Genomic DNA, 16,467 nt, shown 5'->3' with positions numbered 1-16,467 from the left:
TTGATATATCTATAAAATTTGGGGGAGATAGTAAAAGCAGATGCTTAAACCATTTTGTTAGCCAAAACTGCTTTTATCTCTGGGCTTGCCTGCAGGACGCCTAATACGGTAATGCTTTCAATAGTGGCTTCCACCAGTTCTGGAGTTACATCGGCGGCGATGGTCGCCAGACCCAATACTTGAATATGTAATTTTTCATTACGCTCTTGAACGGCTTCAAGATCGGCGCGTGTGTAATGACGTAGTCCTAACTCTAAGGTTTTACGAGCCACGGTTTGCCGTACCACATCAGCATGTATGGTTAGCTGATTACGTATCGCAGTGCGAATAAAATCCGTGCGATTAGAATAGAAGCCTTCCTGCACCATCAAATCTACTTGCCCAAGATCTACGTAGCCAAGATTAATTGTGACCTTTTCTGTCTCGCCTGCGCGAGCACGAATAGGCGTTGTATTTTTGCTTGCCATCATATGATCCTTACAATGAACTCTCTTAATTTCAGTATTATACTCCAAATGGAATCCATAGGGAGTATAAATTAGATATTTTAATAAAAATTAACAAGCCAATACCAAAAAAATCGGCAACACACCTAAGTATGTTGCCGATAGTGGTACCGCGTCTAAATCCTCAGTCGATCAAAAGTAGTAGTATTTAATCGTAATATAATCTATTACAGCTCGATTCTAAAAAGCAAATTGATCAACGTTCATAGTCATGTATGGCTCAACACCTGTACTGATGCGCTGTACGTGCGTCGTAGTACGCGGTAACAACTTAGCAAAATAGAATTGTGCTGTCTTCACCTTGGCATCATAGAAGGCATGTTCACTGTTGCCATTTTTAATTTCAGTTTGAGCAATAAGTGCCATACGTGCCCATAAGTAGGCAAGGGTAACATAGCCACTAAAATACATGTAATCAACGGCAGCACCGCCAACGGCGTCTGGGTTTTCAGTGGCTTGCATACCAATACGTGAAGTCAAGTCACCCCATTCTTTTAGATGCCTGGCAAGTGGACGGATGAACTGTCCCATCTCATCATTGTCTTTATTTTCTTCACAGAACTTCTGAATAATATCGACAAAGTTTGCCAGCAACTTACCTTGTGAGCCTAAGACTTTACGACCAAGTAAATCAAGCGCTTGAATCTCAGTGGTACCTTCGTACAGGCAAGCGATACGGGTGTCACGGACGTTTTGCTCCATACCCCATTCACTGATAAAGCCATGACCACCATAGACTTGTACGCCATGATTGGCGGCCTCTAGACCCGTTTCGGTTAAGAACGCTTTAGCAATCGGCGTCAACAGTGACAGCATTTGGTCAGCAAATTTTAGGTCATCGCCTTCACCTTTTGCGACCGTATCGGCAAAATGAGAGAGATAATATACTAGCGCACGGCCACCTTCAGCAAAGGCTTTTTCAGTCAATAGCATGTTGCGAACAGCTGGATGTACAATGATAGGATCAGCGACTTTGTCTGGTGCTTTTACACCTGATAATGAACGCATTGCTAAACGATCTTTGGCATAAGTCAATGAACCTTGGAACGCATATTCTGCAGCAGTTAAGCCTTGAACAGCAGTACCAATACGTGCCACGTTCATAAAGGTAAACATGCACTGTAGGCCACGGTTTTCAGGACCAATCAAGTAGCCTTTGGCACTATCAAAGTTCATTACACAAGTGGCAGAGGCTTTGATACCCATTTTATGTTCGATAGAGCCGCAAACAACGTTGTTGTTTTCGCCTAAGCTATTGTCTTCATTAACTATCATCTTTGGCACGATAAACAGTGAGATGCCTTTAGTGCCAGCAGGTGCACCTGGTAGACGCGCTAAGACGATATGAATGATGTTTTCAGCCAAATCATGCTCGCCGGCTGAGATGAAAATCTTTTGACCAGTGATGCTATAACTGCCGTCGTCATTCGGCTGCGCTTTGGTACGAATAATACCCAAGTCAGAACCTGCATGTGCTTCAGTCAAACACATGGTGCCTGACCATTCGCCAGTGACCATCTTTTCTAAATACGTGTCTTTTTGGCTATCAGTACCATGATGCTCGATGGTTTGGATAGCGCCATGAGATAAGCCAGGATACATAGAGAATGACCAGTTAGCCGTACCTACCATCTCATTGATGACCGTAGATAATGAAAATGGCATATTTTGACCACCAAACTCTTCTTCAGCAGAAAGCGCAGGAAAGCCAAGCTCGCAGTACTGTTGATAAGCTTCTTTAAAGCCTTTAGGGGTGGTGACCTTGCCATTATCAAAATGACAGCCTTCAGCATCGCCGCTTTGATTCAGTGGTGACAACTCATTTTCAGCAAAGCTTGCAGCCATCTCAAATAGACTGTCCATTAACTCGCGATCAGCTTCTTGAAATTTTGGTAAGCGTTTATAGTGGCTTTCGCTATCAAGTAGCTCATGCATGACGAATTGAATATCACGTAATGGGGCTTTGTACTGCATAACTTCCTGTCCTTTTTTTTGGTATGACCGACAGCAAACAAACGACTTGGTTTGTGGTTATTTTGACTGTTAGTATGTTACTGATATCAGATTTGCCTACACAAAAGACTTAGGGCTACGATATCGGTCATATAATATAACGTTGAAAAATGCTAAAAGAATTATGACTGTATTAGTAAATTCACCTCAAAAGATAGGCGTTCACTAGAAATTATACAAGTTTGGTTATAATACTGATAAGTCATCAACCCAACTTGCATCCTTTATATAATCAGCGTTGAAGGACAAAAAATAGTGCTAAATACGGTACACAGAAAAGCTATATAAGCCAATCACTATAGTAGTAGTGATAGATTAAATTAATTGAAACGTGCGTCTGGAAGAGACGCATGACTCAACATTTTAGTTGCTATGTCAGCTGAGACAGGGCGGCCAAACCAGTAACCTTGTCCATACTCGCAGCCCATTTGTAATAACAAATCACGTTGCTGCTCAGTCTCGATTCCTTCGGCGACGGCGCTCATATCCAAAGCAGTAGCCAAGTCTAAAATAGCTTTAACAATGGCAGACTGAGTACGATTATTCACTATTTTATCGATAAAGCTCTTGTCAATTTTAATAAAGTCGAAGGGGTACTCTTGTAAGTAACTAAGAGAGGCGTAACCCGTACCAAAATCATCTAATGACAAACAGACTCCCAGCTCTTTTAGCGCAATAAGCTGTTGCTTAACACTTGCATGCCGCAGCATTAAAGATGACTCAGTAACTTCAATATGTAACTGATGAGGTTGAATAGAATGGTGCGTGAATAGATTGGTTACAAAGTCAAAAAATTCAATATGGCTAAATTCTGCAGCATCGGCATTGATGCAGACATGTTGCGTAAAATTCATCGACTCCCAAATACGAAGCTGCTCAGCGATTTGAACAGCCATCTGACAAAATAAATCAAATGACAGTTTGTGCTTAATAATAGCTTCAATAAAATCTTTTGGTTGTAGCAATCCACGCGTAGGATGCTGCCAACGTACGAGTGCTTCAAAACCAGCGATAGCGCCCGATTCTAAAGTGACTTTAGGCTGATAATAGGGCACGAACTGCTTGGCCGATATGGCTTCACGTAGCTCAGTCTCTAACTGCAAACTGTCGATTGATTCGTGGTTTATCTCGTCGTTATACCAGCAGACATCATCTCCGCCATGCTCTTTGGCATAATGTAACGCTTTTTCAGCTTTATTTAGCAAACTGCTTAACTGGTTACCGTCTTTAGGATAATAACTGACCCCAACCGATATCTGTAAATAAATACTGGTATTTTTTAATACAAATGGTCGCTCGCACATATGCATCAAGCTATCAAGCTCGTGGCGTACTAGATGAGCATCACTAAACTCGAACAATAGCCCAAAATCATCACCGCCTAAGTGTGAAAAACATAGTAGCTGGTTGAGCTCAAGGGCGTTTACTCTAGCAACAAACTCTTTTATAAGCTCATCAACATTGTCTTGTCCAAGGTTATTGACCAAAATACGATAACGATCAATATTTGCTCGAATAATCACTACTTCTTGGAAGCTATCCATTAAGACATCATTGGTCTGACTCAAAAATACTTTACGATTGGGTAGTCCTGTTAACTGATTATGATTGAGTAGATGCGCAACTTGTTGTTGGTCTTCGACGACAGAGGAGATATCGCGTACCATTCCAATATAATAGACAGTTTTGTCTACATAAATCCTGCGATAAGATATATGACAATTGAGTGTGCGTCCATAACGGTTTAGTAGAGCAAAGTTATTTTCATAAAAACCCTCACCATCTAGTCGATTGGAGATATCTTTTAAGATAGACTGCTCTTTTTTTGATAAGAACTCAGCAGCGTAGATACCAAGAGGTCGTCCAATCATGTATGGCTCTTCAAAACCAATCATTATCTCATAAGCAGGATTGATGGACAGGTAGCGTAAATTGGCGTCTAAAATAAATACAGCGTCTTCGAGACGCTCGCACAGCTCCGACATTAGTTGCTGCTTAACTGATGGTGAAAGGGGCGCAAAGGTAGTCATAATTGAGACTCAATAGTCAAGCAAGGATATTAATATTATATTAAAGTCATAAGATAGCGATGGTATATAGAATATAGACAATTGTCTACTAAAGATTATTTTTGATGAGGACTCATGTTTTTCGTTGGTGCAAATAATGAAGCGCATGTAATGTGGCTAGAGCGACAACAGGGGCGGTTTCGGTACGTAAGACTCTGGTCCCAATTTGCCAAGGTGCAAATCCAAAATTGGCGGCTTGCTGGCGTTCATTCTCGCTAAGACCACCCTCAGGGCCAATCAACAGTTCAATATAAGGTGAAGCTTGTGTCAGTACTGTTGGCAACGACTCAGGCATGACAGGTTGATCTGGCGCCGGTACGCTAAGCTGCATACGTAGATCAGCTGGTTGTCGCAATATCTGATAGTAAGGGTCTTGGCTAAGCGTGGAGACAATAGAGCTAACAATCACTTGTAAGTCTGTATCGTTGGTGTCCAAGCCTTGCAGCCAGTCGTCAATAGAAATCGGAGCAAAAATAAGGGGTGGCCGATTTAGTCCGCACTGTTCGCTTGCGGCAATAGCTACTTGCTGCCAGTGTAGTAGCTTTTTATCTACTTGCGCTGGTTTGAGATTCACCTCACCATGATGACTGCTTAACAATTGAATACCAGTCACACCCAGCTCAGTAGCCTTTTGAATCGCATAATCCATCCGATCTCCACGACTCATGACCAAGCCTATTTTGGTATGGATAGGAGCATTGCGATCTTTGTCTGTATGAGCCAACAACGTCACCGTAGCGTTTTTTTTGCCGATGTTTTGCAGCTTTACATGATACTCGCCGCCAAAGCCATCAAATAAAATACCTTTATCTCCGACATTTGCACGCAGTACGCGGCCCCAATGATGTACGATGCTTTCTGTTAAGGCAATATCTGTACCAATGGAGAAAGTACTTAATTTAGGGTAGTTGGCATCAATATCACTGCTAGTAGCATAAAAAAAACGTCTCAAAATGACTGAATCCTATATTTAAACGACAATATTTCATTTCTTATATATTTTAGCAAAATATTGTTTAGATAAAAGTATCTCTATAGTAAATAGAGCTTAATATAAAAGTAATTTTTTTATAAAGTTATAACGGTTTGAATGTTTTATATTTAGCATAAAAAAACTGGCACTCCGAAGAACGCCAGTTATGATAAATAATCTGTTATAAGAACTAAGAGACAAGGCCCAAGGCTTCTACTAAGCGCTTGTTTGGCTCAACTTTATTCATGCTATAAAAATGCATGGCTGGCACGCCCTCATTGATAAGACGCCCGCACAAACGATAAACCACCTCAAAACCAAACTCGCGAATAGCGGTGCGGTCATCGCCAAAGTCAGCCAACCGTTTACGCACATAACGTGGAATATCAGCGCCACAACTATCGGCAAAGCGAACGAGGTTACTTGAGTTGGTAATCGGCATGATACCTGCAACCAGCGGCTGAACAGCAGTATCGATACCACGTTTTTCTAAGGTATCTCGCAGATATAAATAGCTATCAGCATTGTAAAAAAACTGCGTAATAGAAGCATTTGCACCAGCTTGGTACTTATTGACCAAATTATCAACATCGAACTCGAAGCTTCGCGCTTGCGGATGCATCTCAGGATACGCAGCCACTTCGATGTGAAAATGCTCGCCTGAGTGCTCACGAATAAACTTAACCAAATCTAGCGCAAACGGTAGCTCACCCATACCGACCTGACCTGACGGTAAATCACCGCGTAGGGCGACCAGCCGCGTGATACCTAGACTCTTATAATGCGTTAGAAGCTCAGCAATCTCGGCCTTGTCGTCACCGATACAAGACATATGCGGTGCAATATCAGTCTCACCGCGCGCGCACAATGCTTGGACAATATTTAAGGTACGGCTACGAGTCGAGCCACCTGCACCATAAGTCACCGAAAAGTAGCTCGGCGACAGTTTATTGAGCTCATCATAAGTACTAAGTAGCTTTTCGTGTCCCAGCTCAGTTTTGGCTGGGAAAAACTCAAAAGAAAAAGCAGGCTTACTCACAATCGCGCTCCTTAGTATTTATAAGCATCAGGCTTAAACGGACCTTCAGCTGGAACACCTAAGTACTCAGCCTGTTTCTCAGTCAGCTTAGTCAATGTACCGTTAAAGCCTGCAACCATCGCAGCAGCGACTTCTTCGTCAAGCTTTTTCGGCAATACTTTGACATATAAATTATCGAAGCGCTCATCAACAGGAAGCTCAGCAAATCTTTCTTCGAACAGATACATTTGGGCTAATACTTGGTTGGCAAATGAGCCGTCCATCACGCGTGATGGGTGACCTGTGGCATTACCTAAGTTGACTAGGCGACCTTCGGCAAGCAAAATCAGATAATCGTTTTCATCATCTGAGCGGAAAATTTGATGCACTTGTGGTTTGATCTCAACCCAGCGCCAGTTGTCACGCATAAACTGAGTATCGATTTCGGTGTCAAAGTGACCGATGTTACAGACGACGGCACCAGGCTTTAGCGCCGCTAGCATATGTTTATCGCAAACATGATAGTTACCAGTCGTGGTAACAATCAGATCAGTATCTTCTAACAGGCGAGTGTTGATGTTATCCGCGCCGCCAGTGTTGTCACCATTGATATACGGAGACAATACTTCGTAGCCATCCATACAGGCTTGCATAGCACAGATAGGATCGACTTCTGATACTCGTACGATCATGCCTTCTTGGCGTAAGCTTTGGGTTGAGCCTTTACCCACATCGCCATAACCGATAACTAATGCGCGGCGACCAGCAAGGAACATGTCAGTAGCACGTTTGATAGCGTCATTTAAGCTATGACGGCAGCCATATTTGTTGTCGTTTTTAGACTTGGTAACCGCATCGTTGACGTTGATTGCAGGTACTTTTAGCGTGCCTTTACCCAGCATCTCAACCAAGCGATGCACGCCAGTGGTGGTCTCTTCTGAGATACCGTGGATGTTATCAAGCATCTGGGCATAATCGTTATGAATTAACGCGGTTAAATCGCCGCCATCATCCAAGATTAAGTTAGCATCCCAAAGCTGACCTGATTCTTCGCCGCCAACGTGGATTTGTTGACGCAAGCACCATTCGTACTCTTCTTCTGTTTCGCCTTTCCAAGCAAATACAGGCACACCCGCAGCAGCAATAGCTGCAGCAGCATGGTCTTGAGTTGAGAAGATGTTACATGAAGTCCAGCGTACTTCAGCACCTAGCGCGACTAATGTCTCGATAAGAACGGCAGTCTGAATCGTCATGTGGATACAGCCAGCGATTTTGGCGCCTTTAAGCGGTTGCTCATCTTGGTAGCGACGACGCAGACCCATAAGGGCAGGCATTTCGGCTTCGGCTAGCGTGATTTCACGGCGACCATAATCAGCAAGGCTGATGTCAGCAACTTTATAGTCGGTGAAAGAGGGGTTGATCGTATGGGCAGATGGTATGTTAGACACTGCGTCCATAATATGCTCCTATCAGTTAATAGATAAAAAGAATAAAAACGCAGGTGCCGTTATTTGCGCTGTTCATAACCAAAAATGGTAATGAACAGTTAACCGAGCCTAACATAACAAATGATTTGCAAAGCAATTTAGCTCAAATGCAGTAATCGATAATTATGGCGCAACACCTCTCGGAGGTCGTTATTGTAATTGATGAATCCGTGATTGTCACCTATTGGATAACATAAATATTAGACAGTAAAGGTATGAGTAATCTTGTTTTTTTGATCAGCACAAAAAAAGACCATCATTGGATGGCCTCTCTTATTCTTAATAAATGCTTTTTAATTTGCCAGCAGTTTAGTACCAATCATAAGTTAAAGAGCCGAAATAGCTGGTGCCTTCTGTGGCATATTCATTACCGAATTGGCTGGCAAGGGTATAGTCCTCGTCAGTAATATTATCCACACGCAAGTTAGCGCGAAGATTAGGATTGATATAAACAGCGCCGCTCAAATTAAGCAACGTGTAACTATCAAGCTTATTGTTTTCGGCCGTGACTCTATTATCAGTATGTTTGGCTTCAAGGCGAACATCGAACGTAGGTTGCTGATAACCCACATAAACCATACCGCTGTTTTTAGGACGATAGGCAAGCTGTTGATTATAGCTGGCGCTATTTGCCGTTTTGTCCTTTGCGTCTAAGTAGTCATAACCGAGACCAAATATGAAGGCATTCATATTCCAGTCTGAGGTCAAGCTCAATCCTTTGATTTTCGCTTCACTGATATTTGTCGCATTAGAAATCAGGTCTTCTGCATCGGTATAATAGCCTGTCAGTCGTGACGTTTGAGCTTCATTAGCGTATTCAACGAATACCTCTGTGTTCTCCGTTTTTTCGGGCTTTAGATTGGGGTTGCTAAAACCAGGCCAGTATAAGTCATTAAACGTTGGTGCACGAAATCCAGTGGCATAGTTGGCACCAATTCGCATGCCAGCCAACGGGCGTATAGCTGCGCCTAAATTGTAGGTGCTCTCATTACCATACTGTGAGTTGTCATCTAAGCGATAGTTGGCTTGCAGGTCATAATAATACTCTGACAATTGATAACCAACAAAAGCACTTTTGACCGTTCTATCGTCAGGGTTGTAAGTGGTTTGCACGGCAGGATCAGGGAAGCCTGAAAAATCCAAAACATCTGATGCGTCTAGTTTCTGTGACAACCATTCTGCGCCAACAATCACAGTACCAGGTCGCGCGTTAATACTGGTCTCTAAGCGTGCTTGCTCTTGCGTGGTATCGTACTGACTGCCTTCTTGATAATTAATAGAGTTGGCATCATGAGAAGTGGACTTGTCAATACTTTGACCATAGCTAAGCTTACTGACCGTCAAAGGCGTTTTGTATTGAAGATAAGCATTTGCACTGCCGTTTTTTTGATCTGAAGAGGCATTTGGAAACGCGTTTCCTGCTGAGTCAATATCAGTGGTAGAGTCGGTATACAAGGCACTTATTCCCGCGCTTAGCGAGTCTGATAGCTTATGCTGCAATGCCAAACTGGCATTGGTAGATTTAAAGCCATCATCGTCTGCGTTGAAATCATAGGAGTCAGAGTTGGCAATAGCGTTAAACCCATCTGTTTCATTGCGACTGACACCCAAGCTTAATGAGGAAGTGTCATTTTTAAGCTGACCTGTTATACCGACTTGGTAATGATTGTTACTACCATAACCAACAGTCGTAGAAACATTGGATTGTTCTACATTATTGCCCTTGGTGAAAATTTGAATAACACCGCCCATGGCGTCAGAACCGTAAATACTAGAACCAGAGGCACCGTATAAAATTTCGATGCGATCAATTTGGTCTGCGGATAACAAGTTCAGAGAAGGGCTGCCTAAGGAGATAGAGCCATATCGTATACCATCGATAATCACCAATACTTGCTTACTATCAAAGCCACGCATATAAAAATTACTGGCTGTACCCATGCCGCCACTTTGGGTAATATTGATACCAGGCTGATTTTTTAGTACATCAGTGACAGTTTGACCTCGATAACGCTGCAACTCTTCGCTATTAATCACCCGAGTCTGAGCAATAACGTTACTGGTTTTAGTAGGCGTACGCGTGGCGGTGACGACGATTTTATCAAGCTCAACTTGTGGCAGCTCATTATTATCAGTGACAGTATCTAGTTCAGGGCTGACAGGTGTGACAGCCATTGCTGTATTTATAGAAAGTAAGCCCAATACGCTTAAAATACTACAACGTAGATAAGTAGATGAAGAAGAGCGTGATAATAACATAATGATTTCCAAGGTTACGAAAGCAAAGATTGAGAAAGAAGTGTTACAAAAAGTAGTGGACAGCTTATACAACGCTTATTATCTATAAAAACGATTACTTTATAAACCATTTAAACCTAATGTTTCCTCATGGTAAGTTGAATGTTTTTCACCATACACTGCGAGAAGTTCATGCAAATACTTCGGCAATATTTTTATAACTCTTTAATAGATGAGGATGACATAGTATAAATAAGAATTAAAAATATAAATTACTATGAAAACGTGCAATCAAAGCCACTAATTTTATGAATAATTGTTATGATAGCGGCAGATATTATCCATTATCACCAGTTGTGCTACTACTAAAGTTAAGAGGTTGGTTTTGTTCATTAAGCGTGATCTGAGTTTTAACACTATATTACCCCTATTGATGTCATCAATTAAAATGCCATTGGCAATGATTGTACTTTTGGCCTTGATGATATTGAGCGCGATAATGCCTCATAGCGTCATGGCTGCTGAACCTGGTGCGCTTGGTGTAAGTACTGGTAGTGAAGAGACCGTACGTCAAACATTGCCAGACTCATTTGGACGCGACACACCACGCCATACAGTACAAGGGTTCATCAGTGCACTGGGCGAAAACGATTATCTATTGGCCAGTAATTATCTTAATCTAACCAAATCTGATAATCCAACGACGGCAGTACGCGAGTTCAAGCAAGCGCTCGATGCTGGTGGACGCTTTCAGCCTGACTTACAAATCAGTAATACCCCTGAAGGTAACCTAACCGATCAGTTGCCACCAAGCCAAGAAAATGTGGGCAGTATCAGTATTGGCGAAAAAAGTGTGCCGTTGTTACTTGAAAGAGTGGTGTCCAAGCAAGGTGAGCAGTACTGGCAGTTTTCTACTGAGACGCTGAGCTCTGTACCAGAAGTATTAGAAAACACAGAGCCTACTTTGGTGTCTCGCTATACAATCGAGTCATTAGAAGGTAAAAAGCTATTTGGCTATCAATTGGCTGATTTGGTTGCAGCCCTTACTATGGTTGTTAGTAGCTTTGTGCTGACTTATATCATGGTTTGGCTATTGTATCATTTACTAAAAATTGTTTACCCGCGTGTACGCAATACCCCGTTACCTGTACCAGACAAAGTTATCTTGCCACTGGCTGTCGTTATCATGGCATTGATTTTATCAGAAGTGATGGTCTATGCTGGCGTGTCGGTAACGCTACGGGAACCCGTTAACCGTTTTACCGAAATTGCTTCTTGGCTTGCGATAACATGGTTGCTGCTACGAGTCATCGATGCAATCTTTACCCGCGCGGTCAACCTAAGCTATAAGAAAAACTATACTGAACGTGTCTCTATCTTAGGACTATTGCGAAAAGTCGTCAAAGCCTTGCTGCTTATCTTTGCTGTTATTGTCATTTTTGGCAATTTGGGTTTTGATTTGACGACTGGTATTGCCGCATTGGGGGTTGGTGGTTTAGCATTAGCACTTGGTGCACAAAAGACCATTGAAAACTTAGTGGGTAGTGTGGTCGTCGTAGCGGACTCGCCAGTGCGGATAGGTGACTATTGTAAGTTTGGCACTTATGAAGGTACGGTAATTGATATCGGTATTCGCTCATCGCGCGTACGTACGCTATCACGTACGATTGTGACCGTTCCTAATGGCGATTTTTCATCTATGCAAATTGAGAACTTTACTTCTCGTGATATGTTCCAGTTTTATCATAAATTATATCTCAAACGTACAGCTGATATTGATGTGGTCTTTAAGATGACCAAAGACTTAGATGAGTTTTTAAATGAGCATTACTTAACCAACCAAGAATGGAATCAGGTAAATATTGCCGAGCTGCGTCAAGACTGTTACGTCATTCAGCTACAAGCATATATCAATGCGAATAACGTAATGGAATTCTATGATAAACAAAACGTTGTGTTCGTTGATGTGCTCAATCAGGTAGCAAAGTATAAAGTCGAGCATGCGCTACCAACGCAGCAGCTGATTGTCAATCAAGCTGAGCTTGAACATCATATGGAAAATGATATTGAAAATAACGATGGTGGAAAAAATAATAGTGAAAATAGCGACAGTCAAAATAAATCTGCTGAACCATTAGAAAATGGAAACAATACTAATAATGATGTCGATACTATGACGGATACCGATAGCAAGCAAGATGATGCTATTAGTTTAGACAAAGATGTCGATAGTAATAAAAAGGACAAGGCAGCTAATAAGAAAAAAGAAAAAGCTAGAAAGGCTGAGGCAAGAAAAGCTCACAAAAGCAAGAATTATGCTTTAGCAAAGCGTAAATTTAAACATGCTAAAAAGAACTTTAGTCTTTCTATATGGAATCAGCCTTAAGTAAAGTTTACGCTACTGCTTATGATGCTATCAACATTTGATACCATTAATGCTATGAAGATAAGTCATCAGTTTTATAATGGGATAGCAGTTTTATTACGTAGCAACCCGTAATACGACCAAAGCAATAGACTGGCCGCACTACGGTGCGGTGACCAGTCTTGCGTGAGTATGTTTAGTTGTTTTGGTGTGGGCCTCTCAGGCAAATCCAATAGTGTCATCGCGGCAACTTTAATCGCCAAATCATCGACAGCGAGGACATCGGCGCGTTTTAGAGAAAACAATAAATACATCTCAGCCGTCCAGCGTCCGATACCTGTAACGGCTGTCAACGCTTTTATTACTGCCTCATTTGGCATGGTTTCTAGTGCCGCAAAATCTATATCGTGCGCCACCAAGGATCGGACATAGCGGGTTTTTTGTTTAGATAAACCTTGCTCTCGTAACGCCTCGTCTGTTGCTTTAGTAATCTTTTGCGGAGTTGTCAAATTGGCATCAACCAATCGTTGCCAAATACTGGCTGCGGCAGTGACTGACAACTGTTGCCCAACCATCGCTCTCATTAATTGCTTAAACCCACCTGCATTGTGCCTAAGGTTTGGCACGCCAACTTGCTCATAGGCGGCCGCGAACCTTGGTTCGATAACTATCAAAGCGCTAATGTGGTTTTTTAGCTCCTCAGAATTTTCAATGGTTTGTATATTCATAATTGATTTACTTTATTTATTACTGTACTGAAATTACTGTACTAAAATTCAGCAGATATGCAACACAAGAAATACTCATTTGTATAAAAAAAGACTGCTTATTGGCAGTCTTTTTTTACTTTACCCTAAGGTTTATTCACCATCGACTTTAGGCTTTTTGAGCAATACTAGCACTGCGCCATTGCCGCCATCTTTGGGCGGGGCAGAGCAAAAGGCCAATACTTCTGGTAGCTGTCGTAGCCAGCCATTTACGCAAGTTTTTAGAATGGCCTCAGAACCTTTGCCATGGACGATTTTTACCATGGTTTCATTTTTTTGCTTGGCTTGGCTAAGTAGCTGAGTCATCGCTTCGCGTGCTTCTTCGATGGTGCAACCATGAATGTCTACGGCGTCATACCAGCGCAGCTTACCTTTTTTAAGCTGATCAAAAATCTTGTTCTGTAGAGTCGGCTGTTTATAAGATAAATAGGCTTCGCTAGCGACCGGATTGAGCAGCGCTTGCATATCTGACAAGCCTGCGCCTAGATCGCTTGCTTCACCACCTTGAGCAGCAGCGCGCTTTGATAGAGTAGTGGCATCAGGTTTGCGTGCTTTTGCTGTACTAGCAGGAGAGCGTACGTTTTTGTCTTCAAGCTGATTTACACCGTGCATCGCTTGCATAAACAGTACTTTATCATCGTCGATATGTTCACTGTCTAATTGTTTGACCGTCTTTTTGACCTGCTTTTGCGTTGGCAGTGACACAGGTTCTGTCGGTTTTTGGTTTTCACCTTCAGGCGAGTTGGTATCGCGTCCTTTACTCAATTGGCCTTTTAGCTCTTTGAGTTGATCCTGCATTTCTTTTGAAAATAGAGAGTTTGACATAAAAGTTAGTGTACGTTGGTTGATGGAGAAATGATTAGATAATTTATATGAGGGTCATTTTTAGTTACTTTACTCGTCTGTAGCGACGCCTGCAAGTAAGGATTGTAACGCTTGTCCAGGATGATAGGTTTTCATAAACTGCTCACCGATTAAAAAGTGCTGGATATTGTTATCTAACATCAAGCGAATATCAGTGCTGCTATGAATGCCGCTTTCAGTGACGATAAGCGGTTTATACGTGCTATCAATATCAGCTGCTAATGCGTCGATTAAGATGTTTTTTAGATCGAGTGTGGTTTGCAGGTCAACATCGAAAGTGTTGAGATCTCGATTGTTAATCCCGTAGATGTTGTGCGATGAGCATGGTAACTTAAGCGCGCGCTCAAGCTCGACTTTGGTGTGTACCTCAATCAATACATCCATACCAAGCTCAATACTGAGCGCATGCAGCTCATATGCTTGCTCATCATCAAGGCAGGCCATAATGAGTAGTATGCAGTCAGCACCCAACAAGTAGGATTGATAAATTTGGTACACATCGATCATAAAGTCTTTACGTAGTATCGGCAGGCTTGCAGCATTAGCAGCGGCGATAAGGTAGCTATCATGGCCTTGAAAGTAATCACGATCGGTGAGAACAGACAGACAACTGGCACCTGCATGCTCATATTGCTGGGCAAATAAAGCCGGGGCAAAGTTGTGATTGATGATGCCTTTAGAAGGAGAGGCTTTTTTGATTTCAGCGATGATGCCGATACCACTCTCGCTAGTGCTGGCCGCGCGCAATGCCTGAGCAAAGCCGCGACGCGGACGCGTATCAGCCGCTACTTGTGCTTGCAGCTCTGTAAGCGATAGTTCCTCACGAGCCGTTTTTACTTCTTCTACTTTGGTTGCGACAATTCGCTGTAATACTGAAGGTATGTCTGAGTGGGTCATGCTCGTATCCAGTTATCGTTAAAGGTAAATAAGCAGCAGTGGCTGATTGACTATTTTAGATAAAGAGTCTTGCATTGGTTACGCGTTGGCTGCCAGCTGCTGAGTATATTGTGCTAAAGACTCAAGCTTGGTTAAGGCGTCACCATTTTGTATCACCTTTTGCGCGCGGCTGACACCATTTGGGTAGTTGCTGGCAAGTCCCGCCGTATATATCGCTGCCCCTGCGTTTAGTGCAATCATATCACGCGCTTTGAGTACTGCACGGTCGTGGGTATCGGTGCCTGATAGGGCCGCGCGTATCAGCTCAAGACTTTGCTTTGGTGAGTCTACATCAAGGCCAATGAGCGTTTGTGACTCGACACCGGCATCTTCTGGCATCATCTCATAAACTGATATTTCACCGTCTTTTAACTCAGCAACCGTGGTCGAGGTCGCAAGGCTGATTTCATCTAGGCCGTCCTTTGCACCGACCACCATGACATGACGCGCGCCTAAGTTTCTCATCACCTTAGCGATAGGCTCACACAGCTCAGCGGTAAAGACGCCAATCACCAGATTGGGTACGCTGGCAGGATTGGTTAATGGGCCTAAAATATTAAATATCGTCCGTGCTTTTAGCTCACGACGTACTGGGTTGGCATTACGCATGGCACTATGGTGATTGGGCGCAAACAAAAAGCCTATCCCTTCATTTTCTATACATTGTTTGGCTTGCTCAGGACTAAGTGCCAAGCTGATACCTGCTTGTTCTAATAAGTCTGAGCTACCAGATTTGGTAGACACACCGCGGTTACCGTGTTTAGCCACTTGCGCGCCAGCTGCCGCAGCCACGAGGGCTGAGGCGGTAGAGACGTTGAATAAGTTGGCACCATCACCGCCAGTACCGACGATATCGACCAAATAGTCGCAGTTTTTTGGGTCTATATTGGCAGCCAAAGCACGCATAGCGCTGGCCGAGGCGGTAATCTCATCAATAGATTCACCCTTCATGCGCAGACCAGTCAATATAGCCCCCATCATGGCATCGCTACATCTGCCTTGCATGATAATCAGCATGACTTTGTACATCTCATTAAACGTTAGATCAATGTGCTGAAAGATTCTACCTAATGCTGTTGTTAATAGTTTATGCGTCTCTTCGTCAGATAATTGAATAATATCATCTGGCATATCGGCGGCTAGTTTATAGTCTTCCTGTAACTGATCAATGGTCATTAAAGTCTCACTTTTTTATATTTATATTCGTTTTAATTGGCTTTTTGGGCGTGTC

The 16,467-nt window shown here is 42.7% G+C and carries 12 protein-coding genes; 1 reads left to right on the top strand and 11 read right to left on the bottom strand.

The genetic code is table 11. From position 1 onward, the window contains the following. Window positions 1-44 precede the first annotated feature (44 nt). The 7 genes from ACS8FC_RS06820 to ACS8FC_RS06790 form a co-directional block, all read right to left on the bottom strand. The gene (locus tag ACS8FC_RS06820) at window positions 45-470 is read right to left on the bottom strand and encodes a hypothetical protein (protein WP_439296257.1); all 426 of its coding nucleotides are present in this window, start codon (window positions 468-470) and stop codon (window positions 45-47) included. 216 nt (window positions 471-686) lie between these two features. Then, a complete protein-coding gene (locus tag ACS8FC_RS06815; RefSeq protein ID WP_439296256.1) occupies window positions 687-2,480 on the bottom strand; it encodes an acyl-CoA dehydrogenase C-terminal domain-containing protein in 1,794 nt (597 codons plus the stop codon). A 359-nt stretch (window positions 2,481-2,839) separates the two neighbouring features. Then, a complete protein-coding gene (locus ACS8FC_RS06810; RefSeq protein WP_439296255.1) occupies window positions 2,840-4,549 on the bottom strand; it encodes a putative bifunctional diguanylate cyclase/phosphodiesterase in 1,710 nt (569 codons plus the stop codon). A gap of 112 nt (window positions 4,550-4,661) precedes the next feature. Next, on the bottom strand, window positions 4,662-5,540 hold the full coding sequence (locus ACS8FC_RS06805) for a 16S rRNA (uracil(1498)-N(3))-methyltransferase (RefSeq protein ID WP_439296254.1): 879 nt from the start codon (window positions 5,538-5,540) through the stop codon (window positions 4,662-4,664). Between the two features lie 211 nt (window positions 5,541-5,751). Further along, the gene (locus ACS8FC_RS06800; protein WP_439296253.1) at window positions 5,752-6,600 is read right to left on the bottom strand and encodes a methylenetetrahydrofolate reductase; all 849 of its coding nucleotides are present in this window, start codon (window positions 6,598-6,600) and stop codon (window positions 5,752-5,754) included. Window positions 6,601-6,611: 11 nt separating this feature from the next. Continuing rightward, a complete protein-coding gene (ahcY, locus tag ACS8FC_RS06795; protein ID WP_439261510.1) occupies window positions 6,612-8,036 on the bottom strand; it encodes an adenosylhomocysteinase in 1,425 nt (474 codons plus the stop codon). Window positions 8,037-8,375: 339 nt separating this feature from the next. Then, window positions 8,376-10,325, bottom strand: a complete 1,950-nt coding sequence (locus tag ACS8FC_RS06790) for a TonB-dependent receptor (protein WP_439296252.1) — start codon at window positions 10,323-10,325, stop codon at window positions 8,376-8,378. 412 nt (window positions 10,326-10,737) lie between these two features. Here ACS8FC_RS06790 and ACS8FC_RS06785 point away from each other — a divergent pair, with 412 nt between their 5' ends. After that, window positions 10,738-12,690, top strand: a complete 1,953-nt coding sequence (locus tag ACS8FC_RS06785; RefSeq protein ID WP_439296251.1) for a mechanosensitive ion channel family protein — start codon at window positions 10,738-10,740, stop codon at window positions 12,688-12,690. Between the two features lie 74 nt (window positions 12,691-12,764). Here the strand turns inward: ACS8FC_RS06785 and ACS8FC_RS06780 are convergent, their stop codons facing one another. From ACS8FC_RS06780 to trpD, 4 genes are all read right to left on the bottom strand, one after another. Then, window positions 12,765-13,397 (bottom strand): DNA-3-methyladenine glycosylase family protein, encoded by a 633-nt coding sequence (locus ACS8FC_RS06780; RefSeq protein WP_439296250.1) that lies wholly within the window; start codon window positions 13,395-13,397, stop codon window positions 12,765-12,767. 132 nt (window positions 13,398-13,529) lie between these two features. Beyond that, window positions 13,530-14,261: a Smr/MutS family protein gene (locus tag ACS8FC_RS06775; RefSeq protein ID WP_299220268.1), complete on the bottom strand. Its 732-nt coding sequence runs from the start codon at window positions 14,259-14,261 to the stop codon at window positions 13,530-13,532. 69 nt (window positions 14,262-14,330) lie between these two features. After that, a complete protein-coding gene (gene trpC / locus ACS8FC_RS06770) occupies window positions 14,331-15,197 on the bottom strand; it encodes an indole-3-glycerol phosphate synthase TrpC (protein WP_439296249.1) in 867 nt (288 codons plus the stop codon). Between the two features lie 78 nt (window positions 15,198-15,275). Beyond that, window positions 15,276-16,367, bottom strand: coding sequence for an anthranilate phosphoribosyltransferase (gene trpD / locus ACS8FC_RS06765; protein WP_439296336.1), 1,092 nt, complete (start codon window positions 16,365-16,367; stop codon window positions 15,276-15,278). Window positions 16,368-16,467 lie beyond the last annotated feature (100 nt).

The sequence above is a fragment of the Psychrobacter sp. 1Y4 genome (assembly GCF_051847555.1).
Note: the sequence above shows the minus strand (reverse complement) of the source record. Positions and strands in the feature narration are given on the sequence as shown.

Bases quoted from the DNA above. Each gene is read 5' to 3' on its own strand.
- ACS8FC_RS06810 (WP_439296255.1), bottom strand. From the start codon at position 4,549: ATGACTACCTTTGCGCCCCTTTCACCATCAGTTAAGCAGCAACTAATG.
- ACS8FC_RS06790 (WP_439296252.1), bottom strand. From the start codon at position 10,325: ATGTTATTATCACGCTCTTCTTCATCTACTTATCTACGTTGTAGTATT.
- ACS8FC_RS06780 (WP_439296250.1), bottom strand. From the start codon at position 13,397: ATGAATATACAAACCATTGAAAATTCTGAGGAGCTAAAAAACCACATT.
- ACS8FC_RS06820 (WP_439296257.1), bottom strand. From the start codon at position 470: ATGATGGCAAGCAAAAATACAACGCCTATTCGTGCTCGCGCAGGCGAG.
- ACS8FC_RS06775 (WP_299220268.1), bottom strand. From the start codon at position 14,261: ATGTCAAACTCTCTATTTTCAAAAGAAATGCAGGATCAACTCAAAGAG.
- ahcY (WP_439261510.1), bottom strand. From the start codon at position 8,036: ATGGACGCAGTGTCTAACATACCATCTGCCCATACGATCAACCCCTCT.
- trpC (WP_439296249.1), bottom strand. From the start codon at position 15,197: ATGACCCACTCAGACATACCTTCAGTATTACAGCGAATTGTCGCAACC.
- ACS8FC_RS06785 (WP_439296251.1), top strand. From the start codon at position 10,738: ATGTCATCAATTAAAATGCCATTGGCAATGATTGTACTTTTGGCCTTG.
- ACS8FC_RS06815 (WP_439296256.1), bottom strand. From the start codon at position 2,480: ATGCAGTACAAAGCCCCATTACGTGATATTCAATTCGTCATGCATGAG.
- trpD (WP_439296336.1), bottom strand. From the start codon at position 16,367: ATGCCAGATGATATTATTCAATTATCTGACGAAGAGACGCATAAACTA.